The following is an 18,537-nucleotide window of genomic DNA, read 5'->3' as shown; positions in this document are numbered from 1 at the left end:
TTGATCTTTGAGGACATCACTTTCAGCGAACCGGGCGACGACAGTCCGAACCGATACGAAGCACTGACTCGGATCCGGTTGGAGGATCCAGACGCGGTGCTGCGGGCGGGTCGCAGCAGGCGCCGTCACCCGGGTCTGGTCTACGGCCGGCAGAGCTTTGTCATCGCGGCGGACCACCCGGCTCGCGGAGCACTTGCGGTCAAAGGGGATGCCCAGGCCATGGCCGACCGCCGGTCCCTGCTGGATCGGCTGCGCACCGCTCTGGCCAACCCCAAGGTCGATGGCATCCTCGCATCTCCAGATGTGCTCGACGATCTGATGCTGCTTGGCGCGCTGGAGGGGAAGCTGGTCTTCGGCTCCATGAACCGAGGGGGTCTGACAGGGCTGGTCAACGAGATCGACGACCGCTTCACCGGTCACACAGCCCAGGCCCTGGCAGAGATCGGGGCCGACGGCGGCAAGATGCTGACCCGAATCGCCTTCGACTCCGAACACACCACCTCAGTTCTCCAGAACACAGCCGAAGCCATCGATTCGCTGCACGAGCGAGGACTCATCGCCATGGTCGAACCATTCATCTCCACAAGCAGCGGCGAACGAGTCAGCAACGTGCTCACCGCCGATGCGGTCATCCAATCGGTCGGCATCGCCCAAGGTCTGGGTGCCCGTTCAGCACGCACCTGGATGAAACTCCCCGTGGTCCCAGACATGGAACGAGTCATGGCCGCGACGACCCTTCCCACCGTGCTGTTGGGCGGAGAGCCGGCGGGCAAGACCGATGAGGTCTTGGAATCCTGGCGCAGCGCGCTGGCGCTGCCCGGAGTCCAGGGCCTGACCGTCGGACGAACCCTGCTGTACCCCGACGACGGTGACGTCGCCTCAGCAGTGGAGACCGCGGCCTCGCTGCTTCGCCACCACACTCAGGAGAAATAATGAGCACACGCACCCTCAGCGTCGCCCAGGCGACCGTCGAGTTTCTCGCGAACCAGTGGACCGTCGATGTCGTCGACGGCGAACGGACCGAAGTTCGCACGATTCCCGGAATGCACGGGATCTTCGGCCATGGAAACCTGGCCGGAGTCGGACAGGCGCTGAAGCAGTCGCAGGTCAAGGCCCCAGGTCTGATGCCATATTTCCAGGGCCGCAACGAGCAGGGACTCGTGCACCAAGCAGTCGGCTATGCCCGGCACACGCGCAGGCGCCAAACCTTCGCAGTGACCGCCTCGATCGGCCCAGGTTCAACGAATATGGCGACCGGTGCGGCACTCGCGACCACCAATCGGCTGCCAGCCCTGCTGTTCGCCTCGGACGAGTTCGCCACTCGTGTCCCCGATCCGGTCCTGCAGCAGCTGGAGCTTCCGCACTCCTATGACGTCACCTGCGCTGACATCTTCCGTCCGATCAGTCGCTACTTCGACCGCGTGCAGCGGCCCGAACAGCTCTTCTCCGCGCTGCTCAATGGGATGCGCGTGCTGATGGACCCCGCCGAGACCGGAGCCGTCACGATCTCGCTGCCTCAGGACGTGCAGGCTGAGCGAGTAGTGGTGCCCGACGCCTTCCTTGCGCCGCGCCAATGGCGGATTCGTCGGCCGGAGCCGGAAGACGTCGATATCGCGGCGGCACTCGATGTGATCCGCGATGCCAAGCAGCCGCTGATCATCGCGGGTGGCGGCGTGCACTATGCGTTTGCCACCGAGAAGCTGCGTGCCCTTGCCGAAGCCACTGGGATCCCGGTCTCCTACACTCAGGCCGGTGTGGGAAGCATGGACTGGGATCACGAGCTGTGCCTTGGGGCGCTCGGCTCGACCGGGTCGACGGCGTCGAATGCCTACGCCAAGGACGCGGATGTCGTCATCGGCATCGGCACCCGTTATGAGGACTTCACCACGGCCTCGATGACCGTCTTCCAGAACCCCGCGGTGCGTTTCGTCAACGTCAACATCACCAGTATGGACGCCTATAAGCTCGGCGCTTCGGTACAGATCGTCGCCGATGCTGGGAAGACCATTCCGCACCTCCAGTCGGGTCTGACCAGCGCCGGGTATCGAGTGCCAGAACCCACCGCTGATCTGATCCGTTCGGAACGCGCGCGCTGGAACGCCGCCGTCGACGAGTCCTTCAGCATCCGTAATGAACCGCTTCCCGCGCAGACCGAGATCATCGGGACCGTGAACGAGGCCATGGATGATCAAGACGTCGTGATCTGTGCGGCGGGATCGCTTCCAGGGGATCTGCACAAGCTCTGGAGGGTCAAGGATTCCCACGGCTATCACGTGGAGTACGCCTTCTCCTGCATGGGCTATGAGATTGCCGGCGGGCTCGGCGTCAAGCGCGCCACCATGGCCGAGGCTGTGGCGGCCGGCCGTGGCCCGGAAGACGGTCGCGACGTCGTCGTCATGGTCGGGGATGGCTCCTATCTGATGATGCACACCGAACTTGTCACCGCCGTGGCCGAGCGGATCAAGCTGATCGTGGTGCTGCTGCAGAACCACGGCTATGCCTCCATCGGCTCCCTCTCAGAGTCCCTGGGGTCCCAGCGCTTCGGCACGAAGTACCGGTACCTGGAGGAAGAGACTCACAATTTCGAAGAGGGAGACCCTCTGCCGGTGGACATCGCTGCCAACGCTGAATCGCTCGGGGTCAAGGTCATCCGGGTCGAACCCGGCAAGGGTGCGGTCGATGACCTCGCCCGGGCCGTAGCCGAAGCCAAGGCGCTGCCGGCGAGCTCGGGGCCGGTCATGATCCACATCAATTCGGACCTGTACCTCGACGCCCCGGACTCTGAGTCCTGGTGGGACGTGCCCGTCGCGTCGACCTCCGAGCTTGAATCCACCCAGACCGCCTACACCACCTACGCAGACCACAAATCCCGGCAGCGCCTCCTGCTGGGAGAGGAGAGGAAGAACGCATGAGCATCACCGAGATCAACCACTGGATCAACGGCGGCGAAGCTGCCGGTCACGGATCAGCCCGCCAGGACGTCTTCAACCCTGCCACCGGCAAGGTGAGCGGCAGCCTGCATATGGGTGACGCCGAAGACCTGCAGAAGACCCTGGAGGCTGCCCGCGCCGCCGCCGATGTATGGGGTGAGACGTCTCTGTCCAAGCGGATGGCCGTGCTCTTCAAATTTCGCGAACTGGTCCATGCGCACACCCAGGACCTGGCCGCGCTGATCACTGCCGAGCACGGCAAGGTGCTCTCGGATGCCGCCGGTGAAGTGGGGCGGGGGCTCGAGGTTGTGGAGTTCGCCTGCGCCATGCCGCAGACGCTCAAGGGCGAGTACACCGATCAGATCGCCACCGGAATCGACGTCTATTCATTCCGGCAGCCTGTCGGTGTGGTTGCGGGCATCACCCCATTCAACTTCCCGGTCATGGTGCCGCTGTGGATGGCCCCGCTGGCGATCGCGACCGGCAATGCCTTCGTGCTCAAGCCCTCCGAGCGCGACCCCTCGGCCTCGATGTTACTGGCCAAGCTCTGGAAAGACGCCGGCCTCCCCGATGGAGTGTTCCAGGTGCTCCACGGTGACAAGGAGATCGTCAACGGCCTGCTGACCCACGACCTCGTCGACGCCATCTCCTTCGTGGGATCGACGCCAATCGCGAAACATGTCCATGAGACTGCGACGCGCCACGGCAAGCGCGTACAGGCGCTCGGTGGAGCGAAGAACCACGCCGTGGTGATGCCGGACGCCGACCTCGACCTGGCGGCCGATCACCTCTCCGCCGCTGCCTTCGGCTCAGCCGGGGAACGCTGCATGGCGATCTCCGTCGCGGTCGCGGTCGGTGACGCTGCGGACAAGCTTGTCGCCAATGTGGGCGACCGCGCCCGCGCCATCACGGTGGGCAATGGAACCCAGGAGGGTGTCGACATGGGTCCGGTGATCACGCCCGCATCGAAGGAGCGTGTGCTTCGAATCGTCACGGAGGCTGAGCAGGACGGAGCCGTCGTCGTCGTCGATGGCCGAGATCTCGCTGTCGAGGGCCACGCCGAGGGATTCTTCGTTGGTCCGACTGTGCTGGACCGGGTCAAAGACACCATGACCGCGTATGAGGAAGAGATCTTCGGCCCGGTGCTCGCGGTGGTCCGGGTCGAGACGCTCGAAGATGCCATTCGGGTGATCAATGCCAACCCCTACGGCAACGGCACCGCGATCTTCACGGCGTCAGGGCATGCAGCGCGGACCTTCCAGCGTCAGGTGACCGTCGGAATGATCGGGGTCAACGTGCCCGTGCCGGTTCCCGCTGCGCAGCACTCCTTCGGCGGATGGAAGGACTCGTTGTTCGGTGATCTCCACATCTACGGCCCCGACGGTGTCCGCTTCTACACACGCGGCAAGGTCATCACCCAGCGGTGGCCTGCGGAGAACGACCTCTCCGGAGCATCGATGAACTTCCCGTCGAACGCCTGACAACGCACGATGGATCTGCCCGGGACCAGGTATCTGGCCCCGGGCAGATCTGTGTACGGGTGAGGCTCTTAGCTCCATTTTGACCAGTCGTCCTAATGTCTGTACAAAGTCTGCGATGCGCACTACAGTGAGGGGAGTCACATTGTCCGAACTGACAGGAACCGCAGCATCATGACAACTCAGGATCTCCGAGTCGCCGTAGTAGGCACAGGACTCATGGGAACAGATCACGTCCAGCGACTGACACGCCACACCATTGGCGCCCATGTGAGCGCTGTGGTCGACATCGATGCAGAGCGGGCACGAGCGGCCGCGGAGGTGGCCGACCAGGCCCTGACCTTCACCAGCGTGGAGTCACTCATCTCCGCTGATGCCGCCGACGCCGTGGTCCTCGCCACGCCAGGCTTTCTTCACGAGGAGGCGCTGTTCAAGCTCCTGGAGGCCCGGATCCCGGTCATGTGTGAGAAGCCGCTGACGCCGGATCCCGCTTCCTCGCTGCGAGTCGTGGAAGCGGAGGTGGAGATCGGCAAGCGCCTCATTCAGGTGGGCTTCATGCGTCGATTCGACGCGGGTTACCGTCATCTCAAAGAGATCATCGACGCTGGCACCTATGGTGAACTGCTGATGCTGCATCACCAGCACCGCAATGCGACTGTGCCTGCGACCTTCTCGGAAGAGATGCTGATCCATGATTCCGTAGTCCATGAATTCGATGCGGTCAGGTTCTTCTCTGGAGAGGAGATTGCCAACGTGGGGGTCCGGAGGGGGCGTAGGAGTAAGCATGGATCGGATCTGCTCAGTGACCCTCAGCTGGTCACGATGCAGACCACCTCAGGTCTCCTTGCCGACGTCGAGATCTTCGTCAATGCCCAGCTGGGCTACCAGGTCCTGACTCAGGCGGTGTTTGAAGAAGGCGTCGTGAAGATCGGTGAATCAGCACAGTCCACCGTCGTCTCGGCGGCCTCGAGCGGCAGTGCAATCGACCGGACTTTCCACACTCGATTCGTCGATGCCTATGACACTGAGATTCAGCAATGGGTCGACTCTGTGCTAACGCAGACACCGACCGGGCCATCCGCATGGGATGGATACGCCACCGCCGCGGTCTGTGGTGCAGGAGTCGAAGCTCAGCAGAACGGCGGTCTTTCCGACGTCACGATGGCCGCCAAGCCAGATCTCTACTCCTGACCGGCTCGACCTCGAGGAGACCCATGAAATACACGTTTGACCCCGTTCCCTTCCACCACACGAATTCTCTGCTGGAGTTCCCTCGCGTGGCAGCGGATTTCGGTTTCGAGTGGATCCAGATGACGCCGCACCCCGACTTCATCCCGTTCTTCTCCCACCCCCGAGCCGATGATGACCTCGTTCGGGCCCTAGGCAAGGCCTGCGAGAGTGCCGGTGTGGGAATCTCATCGATCCTGCCGGTCCAGCGATGGTCTTCACCCGATGAGAATCTGCGTCAAGCAGCAGTGCGCAATTGGAAACGCGCCATCCAGATCGCTGTCGATCTGGGGGTGGACCAGATGAACACTGAGTTCTCAGGGCGCCCAGAGAAGCCGGAGGAGTCGGAGGCATCCTTCTACCGCTCGATGGAGGAACTGGTACCGATCATCGAACGCGAAGGCATCAATATCGCCATCGACCCCCACCCTGATGACTTCGTCGAACGTGGAACCGATGCGTGGCGAATCATTCGCGGAGTGAACTCCAAGAACCTCAGCTTCGTCTACGTGGCCGCCCACTCGTTCCATATGCAGGACCCGATGGACGAAATTCTTGACCTCGTGCAGGACCGGCTGCGTGTCGTGCACGTCGCAGACACCTTCGACCATCGCCGATCCGGCGGCCTGCGCTACATCACCAACCCGCCCGAAACCGCTGCGCGTGTGCACCAGCACATGAAGATCGGGGACGGAGATGTCGACTGGGACAACTTCTACTCCGAGCTCAATCGCAACGGTTTCCTGAACCGTGACGACTCAGTCATGGTCACCAGCGTCTTTTCCGAGCATGAGAATCACGAAGAGGTCACCCGCTACCAATTGAACGAGATGCGCTCCCGAGTCGACGCTGCTCGTCGCTGACGAGCATGAGCGCGGCCTCATCAGGAATCACTGACGATTCAACGTAGAACTGACCGAGAGACAAGGACAGACAGATTTCTGTAACTAGCACGCCCGGAACCGGACACGTTCCGGCACCTGCGCGTAAGAAGAGAACTTCCCTGATCTACATCTTCGGAGCCCTAGGGGGTCTGAACTGGGGCTATGACACCGGCGTCATCTCAGCAGCATTGGTGTATCTGCGTCGCGATTTCGAGCTCAGCGCCTGGGAAGAGGGATGGGTCGTCACCGGCCTCATCATCGGTGCAGTCGTTGGCGCCGCAGTCGGAGGGAGGATCTCCGACAAATATGGTCGCAGGTCAGTCCTGATCGCTACAGCTGTCGTGTTCATCATCGCCCCCCTGGGTATGGCCTTCGCGCCCAATACTGAAGTGCTCTTCCTCTTCAGGTTGGTAGTCGGCCTCGGGGCCGGTCTGGCGGCCGTGACCTTGCCGGTGTATCTCTCGGAGATCGCTCCTGCACGCATCCGGGGTAAAGTCACCGCCTTCTATGCCCTGGCAATTGTGTCCGGACAGTTCCTGGGCTTCATCATCGGTGTTGCCTTCGCCCCGATGGAATCCTGGCGATGGATGCTCGGGCTCTCGGTGATCCCTTCGATCCTCTTCGCACTTGGGCTCTTCTTCGTCTGGGAGACACCTCGCTGGCTGGTCAGGAGCGGCCGCGAAGATGAAGCTCGCAAGATCTTGAACTATGACCGCACCCCGGAGGAAGTCCGGCACGAGCTCGAAGAAATTCATGCAGTCCAGCGGGCAGAGGCTGCGGCAGGAGCCAGCAAGGGTCTGAAGGCACTGTTGCAGCCCTGGGTCAAGCCCATCCTGTTCATCGGGCTCGGACTGGCCGTGTTGCAACAGGTGATGGGTATCAACACCATCATGTACTACGCGCCTACGACACTTCAGAATGTAGGCTTCTCCGATCAGGCGGCTATCGCGTCGAACCTCATCTTCGGCATCGTCAACATCCTTGCAGTCGCGGTCGCACTGCTCTGCGCCGACCGAATCGGGCGCAAGCCACTGCTTCTCATCGGTGCTGCCGGCACCACCATCAGCCTCGGTGCCCTCGCCGCGACCAACCTGTTCCTCCCCGAGGCAGACGATTCCGGACTGGTTGGGGTACTGACCCTGACCAGCATCGCGGTCTACGTCTTCGTCTTCCAGGCCAGCTGGGGCTCCATCGTCTGGGTCATGCTCGGTGAGATCTTCCCGCTGGGAGTCCGAGCCGCAGCCATGGGCCTGGCCACGACGGCTCTGTGGTTCGGCAACGGTGTGGTCGCTCTCAGCTTCCCCGTGCTGCTGGAATCCCTCGGTGTCGGCGTCCTCTTCGCAGGCTTCGCCGTGATCTGTGCCATCGCCTTCGCCTTCACCTGGATCAAGGTCCCGGAGACCAAGGGCCGGAGCCTGGAACAGATTGAAGAGGACTTTCGCACCGGGGCCATCCCGGTGATCCCAGAAGCCGTCAAGCGCGGATAACTACGACTCACCACGAAAGGACCCCGTCATGTCGCAGACGATCGGAGTCGCAGTCATCGGTGCTGGCATGGCGGGGGCCGCTCACGCGGCCGCCTGGAGAGCGGCGACCACAGTGCGCAGCCCTTTTCCCCAGGAGGTCAGGCTCGTTGCCATCGTCGACATTGCTCAGCCACTGGCCGAGAACGTCGCCGGACGCTACGGCTACGACAGGGTGGAGTCAGACTGGAGAAATCTGCTGGAGGCTGCCGACGTCGACATCGTCTCGGTGGTGGTGGCGAATCACCTCCACCGAGAGATCGTCGAAGCCCTCGTCGCTGCAGGAAAGCATGTCTTGTGCGAGAAGCCGCTCAGCGGCACCTTGGAGGATGCGCGAGCAATGGCCGCTCTGGCCTCGGAGGCGGACCCGGTGGTCCGCATCGGATTCACCTTCCGACGTGCGCCAGGACTGGCCGCGCTTGCTGAGCTGGTCCACAGTGGGAAGCTTGGTGAGGTGCTTCATCTGAACGGGCGATACTACGCCGACTACGCCCGTTCCCCCCAGGTGCCGATGACCTGGCGATATCGCGGAGAACCAGGTTCAGGTGCACTAGCAGATGTGGGGAGCCACCTCCTCTACGCCGCGGAGCTGCTCGCTGGGCCCATCCGCAGCGTGGCAGGTGCCTCCTTCCGCACTGTCATCAAGGAACGATCCTTGCCACTGGGCGCCACGGTCGGACACGCGGTCGCGGCAGTCTCTGAGGAAACGGAGCCGGTGACGAACGACGACTGGGCCGGGTTCACGGCAGAATTCGGGGCGAAAGTAGACGGAACGGCCTCAGGCACGCTCGAAGCCTCACGCGTCACAGCCGGCCACCCCAACGGGCTGCGCCTGGAGATCGCCTGCCGAAACGGCAGCGCCGTCTGGGACCAGGAGCGCCCGGCAGAAATCCTCCTCCACCTCAATGAAGACGGACCAAACGCACACAACAACGGTTTTCGCACCGTGAAGCTCGGACCCGGGCACCCCTACGTGGCCGAGGGGTACGCGATGGCGGCTCCCGGCATCGGATTCGGTCAGAACGATGGATTCATCTTCCAGGCGCGCGCATTCCTGGAGGAGGTGGCAGGGGTTCCGGAATCCGAATCCTGGCCCCGGAACGCGTCATTCGCCGAGGGCCTGCGGAACATGGAAATCATCGAGGCAGTCGCTGAGTCCGCTCGTCGCAGCGGAGTCAGTGTGCAGGTAGACGCGATCTCGGCGGTCTGAGACCGCTCGAACCATCAAAGGAGGAGACCGTGCATCCAGTTTTGTACACAGCACCGCTGCACAAGAGGGCGCTCGCCGAATCCATCGAGATCGTCGCCAACATCGGCCTCGACGCCGTGGAGCTCAACACGGGCAGGTTCCTGCCCGCGGCGCACGTTCCGGTGGTCGAACTCGAAAACGATCCCGTCGCCGCGCGGAAGTAGCTCACAGTGCTCGACGGTGCCGGGGGTCAGCTTGCAGGGACTGAACTGCACCGGGAACCCACTGCACCCGGATGAGAGAACAGGTCAGAAGCGCGCGGAGGATCTCAGGTGCTCGCCGGAAGTCTTTGACAGACCAGGGTCGTGGCCGTGCCAGGACCACCCGGTTCGGAGTCGAGTACTCGGCAGACCTCGTGGATCGTCAACGACTGGTCGTCACGGGCATCGGACGTCATCGACTGCCAGTGGGACGTTGCAGAGGGGCCGATGGCCCAAGATTTGGGATTGAACCTCATCTATATGAGTGTTGCGGTCAGCTCGTTGATCTTCGCCGCAGCGGTCGGCGCCCTCGTCTGGGGCCGGGTATCTGGCCGAGCACGAGCCCGGTGACGACATCGTCGTCCTGGGCACGACCAGATGAGTCCGGTCGCTCACTTCGTGGAGAAGCCTGCGCTTCCTCGGACGGCAGCGCTGACTGCTGACGGGCGAGGTGTCCTGAGGCACGTTGTTGGTCCCGCGTCCGGTCCCGGGTCAGCATCATAAGCAGGACCTTAGAGGCCGGCGGGGACAAGGGCGGTGCTGGTGCGGGGAATGAGTCGGACGGGGAGCGTGACGTGCTCGCCTGCTACTGCGCTGTTCTCCGCCGCGATCTCGAGGCGGCGCAGCGCGAGTTCCACAGCGGTGCGGGCGAGCTGACGGGCGTCCTGGGCGAGGGTGGTGAGATCGAGGTAGGGCAGGGATGCCTGTTCGGAGTCGTCGAAACCGACCACCGACAAGTTCTGCGGCACGCGCTGGCCCATGAGCCGGGCTTGGCTGATCACTCCGACCGCGCATCGGTCGTTGAAGGCCATGACTGCGGTCGGAGCGGGCCCCTGGCTCAAGAGCCGGGTGACAGCGGCCGCGCCCCCGATTTCCGAAGCAGCCTCGCGAATGATCAGCATCTGGTCGCTGAGGCCTGCGGCGAGCATGGCGTCTTGGTAGCCGGCTCGGCGTCGCGCCCCGCCAGCCTCGCGGTCAGCGTCGATATAGGCGATGCGTCGGTGCCCCAGGGCGAACAGATGCTCCACTGCCAGGACCGCCCCGCGGTGGTCATCGATGGCCACGCTGTCGAAGACTGAGTCCTCGAAGGCGCGGGTTACTGAGACGATCGGCATAGAAGCACCGATCTGCTCGAGACGGGTTTGTGGAAGGGAACTGCCAAGCAGGACTAGCGCCTCGCACCGATCGCGAAGCAGGGCATCAAGGGCGGCGTCCTCGGCCCGGTGGGGCGTAACGGCTGAGAGGACTACCTCGTAGTTCCGCTCCTGCGCGGCGGTGTGAAGGGCATCGAGGATCTCTCCGTGGAACGGTTGCACCGGTTCGAAGGCTACTCCCAGCAGTCGGGAGCGTCCTTGGCGAAGCAGGCGAGCCCTTTCGTCGCGGCGGTAGCCCAGCTTGGCCGCCACGGCCAGCACGTGGGCTCGGGTCTCCTCGCTGGCGCCGGGAACGTTCCGGAATACGATCGAGACCAGCGGCTGGGATACTCCGGCCGTCCGGGCGACGTCGCGCATGGTGACGCGGCGCCCGGTCGGGGGGCGGAGGGCTTCTGGGCCCGGGGCGTCTGGGGTCACGCGGCAGACATGGTGAAGGCATCCCGGAAGCGGGTCAGGGCCAGCTCGGGGTCGGTGGCGGCGAAGGCCTCCATCGCGATCACTCCTTCATATCCGATCTCTGCCAAAGCGGCGGCCACCCGGGGGTAGTGAATTTCGCCGGTGCCAGGCTCGCACCGTCCTGGTACGTCCGCCACCTGAATCTCCCCAATATACGCGAGGGCCCGGCCGCAAAGCTCTACCAGATTCCCTTCCCCGATCTGGGCGTGGTAAAGGTCCAGGTTCAAGCGGAGGTGTGGGCTGTCCACGGCCGTGACCAGGGCCAGTGTTTCCTCAGCCGTTCCAAAGGGCACACCGGGGTGATCGACGGCGGTGTTGAGGTTCTCCAGAGTGAAGATTCGCCCGTAGCGTTCGCCCAGTGCAGCCAGGCGCTCAAGAGTACGCGCCGCGGCAAGCCAGTCCGCCCCTGTGACCACCAAATGCGGGACCACGGGTGTCCCAGCGGGATCCAGACCGGTGCCGTGAACGTTGAGCCTTGGGCAGTCAATGACCTCGGCCGCGACCAGAGACTCCTCGGCCGTGCGCAACAGCTCGGTCGCACCGTCCGGGTCGACTAGGGTGCCGCGCAGGTAGCCGGTCATCGACCCGAACCTGGCCCCTGTGGCCGCAAGGCCCGGAAGGTCCTTGTTGCTCCAGTCCCAGATCTCAACGTCGAAACCGGCCTGGTGGAGTCGACGGACACGTTGCTCGAAGGGCATATCGACGAAGAGCATCTCGGCGTTGGCTGCAAGGGTGAAACGGCTCATCGGATGGCCTCGACGATGTCGAGCGTCACGGGCGCCCCGGTGCCGCAGGACTCGATGCACCCCAGCGCTATCCGTAACGCTTCTCCGGCCGCCTCGACTCCCGGCCCGTCGGTCGGCTGCCCAAGGGCGGTGTCGGTGAAGGCCTGCAGCTCCGCGGTGTAGGAGCCGCGCATGGACTGGGTGTCTGCGCGCACGGTGTCTACGGCGAGGCCCGCGGGGCCGTAATAGCGCAGGCTTGAGGCCGCTAGGTCTCCCGCGGTGACCATGCCTGCTGAGCCGAAGGCCTCGGCACGGGTGTCGTAGCCGTAGGCGGCCGAAAAGCTGGCCTCGGCGGTGGCGATCGCCCCGTTGTTATAGCGGATCGTGACCACAGCGGTGTCCAGCAACCCGGCGTCCTTGAAGTCGGGGGCCACGAGGGCGTCGGCTACCGCGTGTACCTGCACCGCCCGGGCGCCCGGGTTGAGGAAGTTCAGCGTGTCGAAGTCGTGGATCAGAGTCTCGAGGAAGATCGTCCAGGGTGCGACTGCCGCGGGGTTGGCTAGTCCCGGGTCCCGGGTGGTCGATCGCAACAGCTGGGGGGTGCCGATGTGGCCGGCGTCGATCATTGCGCGGGCCTGCGGGAAGCCGTCGGCGAATCGGCGGTTGAATCCGATGCGGAACAACGCCCCGTGAGTTTCCACCGCCCGCCGGACCCGGTCGATCTCATCCAGCGTCATTCCGGCCGGCTTCTCACAGAAGATCGCTTTGCCCGCCGCGGCCGACTCTTCTACCAATCCGGCGTGGAAGCGGGCAGGGGCGGTGATCACGACCGCGTCGATCTCCGGATCAGCTAACAGCTGAGCGATGTCCGTGTACGCCGCATCCACCTTCAGCTCCTCGGCCAGACGCGCGGCCGCGCCCTCCACAGGGTCGGCCACGGCGGCCAGCCGCGCGTTCGGGACGGCGCGAGCGATCAGCTGGGCGTGGCTAGATCCGATGCGGCCAGCACCGATCAGGCCTATGTTCAGAATGCGGGACTGAGGCACGAAGCGCTCCTTGGAGTCAGGGGCTGATTGTGGACAAAGGGGGTCCGTGGCCGGTCTTGCATCGGCTGGATCATCTCTTGGCAGGAACACTAGTACGTATTAGTGTGATTGGCAACACAGGGCGGGGCTGCCTCTGTGGTTTTCGTCGAACGGCCAGGGAGTGCTCTGATGCGGCCGCACGGCTGGGCCTTGGTAGAGGGTCCCGTCGCGCAGCATGGGCGTAGAGCGTGTCCAGACGGCGCCGCGCCATCGCAATAATGGCCCGCTTATGCTGCTTCCCCATCTCGATCTTCCGGTCGTAATACGCACTCGAGGGCGGGTGGTGCAGTGCCGCGAACGCTGAGTTGTCGAGGCTGGATTTCAGACGCTTGTTCCCGCCGCGGTTGGTGAACTCTCCACGGATGGAAGTCCCGGAACGCCTCGTCGTGGGCGCAGTGCCGGCGTAGGAGGCCAGGTGGCTTGCGGTCTCGAAGTTAGTGACGATCCTGGCCGCGGTCGTAAAGAGGGGGCGTCCACCGGCCTCTACTTGGGTGAGGCTCCGGCCTGTTGTCGGCTCACGTCTTACAGCTGCTGGGCGAGGATCGGCACAATCGTCGCGGGCGCATCGGTGCCGAGCGACCACCACGGTTTGTGCCTCCACGGCGGTGAAGAACTCTACGGTGCCCCGGTCGGCCAGCCGTGGGTTGTGTTTCTTAATCCGGTTCCGCAGATGACCTCGAGTCTGCCGCACCGATAGGTCACGTCAAACTGTCACCTATCGGTGTGGCAGACCCGAGTGCAACATGCGTAAGTTGGCTTGCAGCGTGGGCTGCGGCGTACGTACGTTGCAGTCCACCCGAAGATGGACTTCCCCCTCACCAGGGAGCCCGTGTCTGGGCGGTAGCACGCACGCATGGGTGCGGGTGATCATGCGTGACAGCGGGCATACGGTCATAGTCGGCAGCACGCACCGAGACACCCATGTGAGGCGAGACCCACCCAGACCGAACCGCCGGCCAACATCAGTCGCGTGTCATCGAACGCACAGTCTCCAGCAGTCGGTCGCGTTCAGCCGATACCGCTTCCAGCAGCACATCTGCACGATCCGCGCGGGACCGCTCGGTGGACAGCAGCGCAGCCTGCTCGTCAGCCCGGACGGCTGCGGCCCGCTCAGCGTCGGCAAGGGCTGCCTTGGCATCGGCGACGGCCGCCGAGAGTTCCTCGATCTTGGCCTCGGCCTCGGTGAGGTCACCGGTGAGCTCCCGGATCTCATCGTTCGAGGCCTGGAGCTTGGCCATGAAAGCCTCGCGCTCAGCAGCGAACTTGGCACTCGCTTCAGCCTGGGACTCGCGCCATGCGGCCGCGTAGCGGGCCATCACGTTGTCCGGGATCGGAGACTCGGGCTCGGCCGAGGCGGCGCTCTCGTTCCACTTCCGCGCTGCCTCACCCGCTACGTCCGTTGCGACCTCGGCGCGCTTTCTTACGTTGCGAGCAGTCACGGGCTGACCTTCAGCGGCCAGCGCCTCGGCAGCCTCGGCGGCACGGCTCTGTGCCGGGGTGGGCGTGTTCGATGCGTTCTGTTCAGTGTCCATGCCTCTACAGTAACACACAAGTACGCTAAGTGCGTACCTAGTGTTCCTATATGTTCCTATATGTTCCTATCTGGTTTCGAAGAGCGCAGTCACCGACCCCAACCCGAGCCGCTGACCCGTGCAGTGAGTGCGATCGAGGCCAACGCCGCTACTGACACTGTTCGCTGCTACGAATGACCCCTCCACGAGCTGACGCCCCACCCTGGACCGCCGGCCCGAGCGGTGCACACCGCAGAGATGCAGGCAGAGTGTCGAGGGCCCTCGTGAGACTGCAGGCCTAGCACTAGAATTCGTTGACTTGCTGGCCCGGTCGCAACGGAAGGTGCGGGACATGGTGGAGACGGGACCCGAGGACTCCGCCCAAGAGAAGCTCGACCTTCTGAACCAAAACCCGCAGGCCCGACTCCTCACTGCAGGGGAGATGGCCGACTACGTCGACAAGGCCCGCAACTGGCCCTCGGACTCAGCGCGCAAGGGTCGACTCATCTCAGTCAGGCACGCTGGGGAGACCTACTACCCCGCCTTCCAGATCGACCCGGTGCATCGAGAGACCTGGGAATGGGTCTCGACCATGGCGGGGATCCTGGAGAACGAGGGAACCACCGGCAGGTCCTTCACCCTCTGGGCGGCGACTCCTTCACCGCGTTTCGACGGCGACACCCCAGCAATGCACACCGGAGACCCCGACTTCATGACCAAGGCAGCAGCTGATCTCGCTGAGCTATGAGTCTTGCCCGTGCCACTCAGCGCCCTGCCGTATTCAACCCGGCAGCAAACATCATTCAGTCACGATCCTGCGCATCGAGGGTGCTCGACGTGGACGCCACAGCGAGGGACAGTCGCCGGCAACCTATATAACTCGTAGAATCTGTAAGGAATGTAAAGCAGAAAAAAGTTGCTTGCGTGAACTGCATACTGGGGATGCGGCGCCAGAACGGGGGTTTTTCCTGGGTGGCAGAGGGTGTCTTTGGCAGTGGTGCTGAGACCTGTTTCAGGGGTGTCGACCCATCACCCAGAGAATCCTGGTCGGCCCCCCCCGGGGAACCAGCTCGGCGTATCCCAGCCGCGCGAGACCCTGGCGCGGGATCTTCCATGCCCCGTCGGTGCCCAGGTGAGCGCCCACGGCTTGGAGGGACCCGTCTTTGCGTCGACGGTGCAGGGTAGAGAGCGAGACGCCGACGACCTTGGAGGCTTGCTCTAGGGTGAGTCACATGTCATCGTCGGGAGGTGTCACGGGGGTCTCAAAGGGTTTCCGGGGAACGATGCTGGCAGACTTTCCCTGCTATCCCGGCAGAGACGCGTTCTTGGATCAGCGATCGGCCGCCAGCGCGCGATCATACGTCGCCTGAAGGTTCACCCAGAAGCGCGCAGAGAGATCGAAGCGCTGTGCGAGCAGCCTTGCCACCTCGGCGGTGATGTCTTGGGCGCCCTGGGTGATCGAGGTGAACTGCGCCGGGTTGAGACCGAGTTCTTGGGCCACCTGCTCCGGTGCCAGCCCTAGAGGTTCAATGAACTCCTCCAGCAGGATCACCCCGGGATGGATCAGATGCGTGGAGGGTTCCACGGCGCCTTTCTGCGGACGGTTGGCCTCGTCGTAAGCACGCGCACGCTCGAACTCAGCCCGGTCGGGGAGTTCCATGTTCGCCAGGCGCAGCACGGGGCCCGAGGTGGTGTGTCCGAGCTGCTCATCCAGTGCGACAGAGACCTGAGCCCACAGGATGTCTCGATGCAGAAGCTTCAGAGCCTGCACCCGAGGAAGCTCCGGCCCGTACTGCGCATGTGCCAGGTCGCGCTGAGAGGGGACCTTCATCTCGGCCAGCTCCCGCACGTTGTCCGGGGTGGGTCGGTCCAGTTGCTCGTTAAGCGCGACGGTGACCTGTGCAGCCAGGATGTGCCGACGCAGCTCGTTCATGGCCAGCCATCGTTCCGTCGGGTTCTCGGGGCGCTTCACCTGACTAGTGTGGCGTTACAGGAGCGATGCAGGGAAGACCTTAACCTGCGGGTCCAAACGCCGATATGCGACGGGTGCGTCGTCGCGTCGATGGAGAAGGTGCTGGAAGACGTCATTTACGAGTGCGGCAGGCCTCTCCCAGAGAAGGGGGCAGTTTCATTATTGAGGTAGCTCGGGGACGGGAGGGCCTCACGTCCAGGGGCGAATGGCAGAAGAATGACCACGCCACCAGTTAGGTTCCACGAGGCGCCCCAGTAGGAAGCGCGTCTTTTGATCGATCGGACTGACGCGGACGCCGCATCGCTCGGTGGTTAAATCGTAGGTTTTGCTCGGCGAAGTTCACATGAGGCCCAGGTCTACGCATTCTGAACATGTAATGTCCAGTTATGACCGCTACCACTGATAAACCAAACATGACGGCCCTACTTTCGGCAATCGACTCGCTCCCTAAAGAGTTCTTCACTGCCTACCGTGGTGGTTACCCGAACTCGATCGGATTAGCACTCGTAGACGCCGTTCACTCCATCCAGGCCTCTTACGATTCGGCACACCCCGGCAAGGGTGTGCTCAACCGGGTGAAACAGTTCAGGTCCGATCACCCCAACGCGGTTGATGACCTGCGTGTACTTGCCGCTCTGGACGAACATGCTATCCAGAAGGTCATGGGGGAGGGCAAGACCAGCCAACGGTCCAAGAGTGGTGCAGTCCTGGACGCTGCACGCGCGTTCACGGCACTGGAGCCACCAATCGTGCGTGCTGCGGATTTCACTCCCGAACGCAGCGAGGACGCGCGGAGGGCATACACGCGGGTGCATGGACTCGGGAAGGTCACCTTCACGTACTTCGCTATGCACCTGGGGGTCCCGGGGGTGAAAGCAGACTCGTTACTGACTCGGTTCGTCGCTCGTCATGCCTACGGGGATGAGTCTTTGAAGCCGGGTTCAGACCAAGTCGTCGCTTTGGTCAACCAGGCCTACGAATCCCGTCCCCAGATCGCCGAGACCTTGACGCACTTCGAGCATGCGCTCTGGCGCGCGGAGAGCAAGGGAAACGCCAACTGACGGAGCCACGTCGAGTCAAGTGCTTGAGCAAAAGTCCGAGAATTCTCACCGCTGAGTGGAGGGGAGCGGTGTCAGGGAAGCGCCTGTGCTGCTGGATCGAAGGTCGCGAGTACCGCTGGTGCGGGTTTCGCCACTGGTCATCTATTGCAGGCGCGTGTCCCAGGCGCCTGGGTCCCTTCGAGGGCAGTTGCAACTAGCTGCCGGCGCAGGGCGCTGCATATGGACGGAGATCAGAGTTCGGCTAGCAACTTCGTTTTAGCCGCAGCGAACTCGTCGTCGGAGAGGATCCCGTCTCTGTGCAGGTCGGCTAGCTCGCGGAGCCGCTCCGAAAGAGTTGGACTTGTGGCCGCCGCAGCAGGGTGCGTCTCGACCTGATGAGGTTCTGGCCGGGCTTCGGGTGCTGCTACTTCGACGATGTCGAGGACCGAGTTCCCTGCGGTCTCTAGAACTAGACCCACCTCGTTGTGTCCTTTGGCGACTTTATTCATATAGCCGTTATGTATCTGATTAATCAGGGTATAGATCTCTTTATCAGTAACGACGGTCAGGAAGGCCTTACGCGCCTCATTCTTGGCGAGGTGTGCGATACCCGCGGCCGCGAGCCCAGGTGCACTGCTTTTCATGAAGGCCCTGCCACCCTTCATCAGTCCGGACACCGCTGGGCCAAGTGAATTTTCAAAGCCGGAAGACTGCTCCTGCCCAGGCTGTGTGAACTTGATCGAACGCAACTGCTCGTACGGCGTCTTCTTGGAAATCTTGGCAGGTTGCTGCGCCTTCTCTGGTGCCGTCGCAACGCGGACGTAACCGCCCTGATAAATCTCGACTGCCGAGGTGCCGAAGACGCCACTTGTAACGAGCGGCCCAGCCGCCTCCGCGTCCGCCAGGAACTTGCGGCCCAGCTCTTCTCTCGCGGACTGTCTGTCCGTGGAGGCCTTCTTGACCGCCGCTCCGAGCTTGGAGAAGGCGCCGTCCTTCTTCTTTCCCAAGTTGACGGTCGCCGGGTCTTGATCCGCGTTCCACTCTGTCGGTGTCTGATCCTCCATGGGTAGATTCTGACACAGCCTGCAGGTCACGCGATGTTG

The 18,537-nt window shown here is 63.3% G+C and carries 16 protein-coding genes and 1 pseudogene; 10 read left to right on the top strand and 7 right to left on the bottom strand.

Features of this window, described 5'->3' with window-relative positions:
- The 8 genes from LTH93_RS06370 to LTH93_RS06335 all read left to right on the top strand — a co-directional run bounded on the left by LTH93_RS06370 (position 1) and on the right by LTH93_RS06335 (position 9,455).
- Positions 1-933, top strand: a complete 933-nt coding sequence (locus LTH93_RS06370; RefSeq protein ID WP_241470450.1) for a Cgl0159 family (beta/alpha)8-fold protein — start codon at positions 1-3, stop codon at positions 931-933.
- Complete coding sequence (gene iolD, locus LTH93_RS06365) at positions 933-2,912, top strand: 3D-(3,5/4)-trihydroxycyclohexane-1,2-dione acylhydrolase (decyclizing) (protein ID WP_241470448.1); 1,980 nt, start codon at positions 933-935, stop codon at positions 2,910-2,912. Before LTH93_RS06370 ends, iolD begins: the two co-directional genes overlap by 1 nt.
- Positions 2,909-4,411 carry a CoA-acylating methylmalonate-semialdehyde dehydrogenase gene (locus LTH93_RS06360; protein ID WP_241470447.1) on the top strand — a complete coding sequence of 501 codons (1,503 nt, stop codon included), beginning with the start codon at positions 2,909-2,911 and terminating at the stop codon, positions 4,409-4,411. Before iolD ends, LTH93_RS06360 begins: the two co-directional genes overlap by 4 nt.
- Before the next feature lie 171 nt (positions 4,412-4,582).
- Complete coding sequence (locus tag LTH93_RS06355; protein WP_241470446.1) at positions 4,583-5,599, top strand: Gfo/Idh/MocA family protein; 1,017 nt, start codon at positions 4,583-4,585, stop codon at positions 5,597-5,599.
- Between the two features lie 23 nt (positions 5,600-5,622).
- The gene (locus tag LTH93_RS06350; protein ID WP_241470445.1) at positions 5,623-6,498 is read left to right on the top strand and encodes a sugar phosphate isomerase/epimerase family protein; all 876 of its coding nucleotides are present in this window, start codon (positions 5,623-5,625) and stop codon (positions 6,496-6,498) included.
- 74 nt (positions 6,499-6,572) lie between these two features.
- Entirely contained in the window at positions 6,573-8,006 is a 1,434-nt protein-coding gene (locus tag LTH93_RS06345) for a sugar porter family MFS transporter (RefSeq protein ID WP_370642725.1), read from the top strand.
- A gap of 28 nt (positions 8,007-8,034) precedes the next feature.
- Complete coding sequence (locus tag LTH93_RS06340; protein WP_241470444.1) at positions 8,035-9,252, top strand: Gfo/Idh/MocA family protein; 1,218 nt, start codon at positions 8,035-8,037, stop codon at positions 9,250-9,252.
- A gap of 29 nt (positions 9,253-9,281) precedes the next feature.
- The gene (locus LTH93_RS06335) at positions 9,282-9,455 is read left to right on the top strand and encodes a hypothetical protein (protein WP_241470443.1); all 174 of its coding nucleotides are present in this window, start codon (positions 9,282-9,284) and stop codon (positions 9,453-9,455) included.
- A 548-nt stretch (positions 9,456-10,003) separates the two neighbouring features.
- On the opposite strand, the gene LTH93_RS06330 is transcribed toward LTH93_RS06335, so the two are convergent.
- The 5 genes and pseudogenes from LTH93_RS06330 to LTH93_RS06310 all read right to left on the bottom strand — a co-directional run bounded on the left by LTH93_RS06330 (position 10,004) and on the right by LTH93_RS06310 (position 14,443).
- Complete coding sequence (locus LTH93_RS06330; RefSeq protein ID WP_241470442.1) at positions 10,004-11,062, bottom strand: LacI family DNA-binding transcriptional regulator; 1,059 nt, start codon at positions 11,060-11,062, stop codon at positions 10,004-10,006.
- Positions 11,059-11,847: a TIM barrel protein gene (locus LTH93_RS06325; RefSeq protein ID WP_241470441.1), complete on the bottom strand. Its 789-nt coding sequence runs from the start codon at positions 11,845-11,847 to the stop codon at positions 11,059-11,061. The genes LTH93_RS06330 and LTH93_RS06325 overlap by 4 nt, the downstream gene beginning before the upstream one ends.
- Positions 11,844-12,872, bottom strand: coding sequence for a Gfo/Idh/MocA family oxidoreductase (locus LTH93_RS06320; protein WP_241470440.1), 1,029 nt, complete (start codon positions 12,870-12,872; stop codon positions 11,844-11,846). Before LTH93_RS06320 ends, LTH93_RS06325 begins: the two co-directional genes overlap by 4 nt.
- A 192-nt stretch (positions 12,873-13,064) precedes the next feature.
- Positions 13,065-13,368: pseudogene (locus LTH93_RS06315) on the bottom strand (transposase); the annotation flags it as partial.
- Positions 13,369-13,873: 505 nt separating this feature from the next.
- Positions 13,874-14,443, bottom strand: coding sequence for a DNA-binding protein (locus LTH93_RS06310; RefSeq protein WP_241470439.1), 570 nt, complete (start codon positions 14,441-14,443; stop codon positions 13,874-13,876).
- Positions 14,444-14,774: 331 nt separating this feature from the next.
- Between LTH93_RS06310 and LTH93_RS06305 the strand changes: the two genes are divergently transcribed.
- Entirely contained in the window at positions 14,775-15,170 is a 396-nt protein-coding gene (locus LTH93_RS06305) for a hypothetical protein (RefSeq protein WP_241470437.1), read from the top strand.
- A 582-nt stretch (positions 15,171-15,752) separates the two neighbouring features.
- Here the strand turns inward: LTH93_RS06305 and LTH93_RS13460 are convergent.
- Positions 15,753-16,394 carry a HigA family addiction module antitoxin gene (locus LTH93_RS13460; protein WP_241470436.1) on the bottom strand — a complete coding sequence of 214 codons (642 nt, stop codon included), beginning with the start codon at positions 16,392-16,394 and terminating at the stop codon, positions 15,753-15,755.
- Positions 16,395-16,780: 386 nt separating this feature from the next.
- Between LTH93_RS13460 and LTH93_RS06295 the strand changes: the two genes are divergently transcribed.
- Positions 16,781-17,455: a hypothetical protein gene (locus LTH93_RS06295; protein WP_241470435.1), complete on the top strand. Its 675-nt coding sequence runs from the start codon at positions 16,781-16,783 to the stop codon at positions 17,453-17,455.
- 230 nt (positions 17,456-17,685) lie between these two features.
- Here LTH93_RS06295 and LTH93_RS06290 read toward each other — a convergent pair whose 3' ends face one another.
- Positions 17,686-18,498, bottom strand: a complete 813-nt coding sequence (locus LTH93_RS06290; RefSeq protein ID WP_241470434.1) for an SHOCT domain-containing protein — start codon at positions 18,496-18,498, stop codon at positions 17,686-17,688.
- Positions 18,499-18,537 lie beyond the last annotated feature (39 nt).

This window comes from Nesterenkonia sp. DZ6 (assembly GCF_022565835.1).
In the GTDB taxonomy this organism is placed as follows: Bacteria; Actinomycetota; Actinomycetes; order Actinomycetales; family Micrococcaceae; genus Nesterenkonia.
The sequence above is the reverse complement of the archived record's forward strand: the minus strand, read 5'-3'. Positions and strand labels throughout refer to the sequence as shown.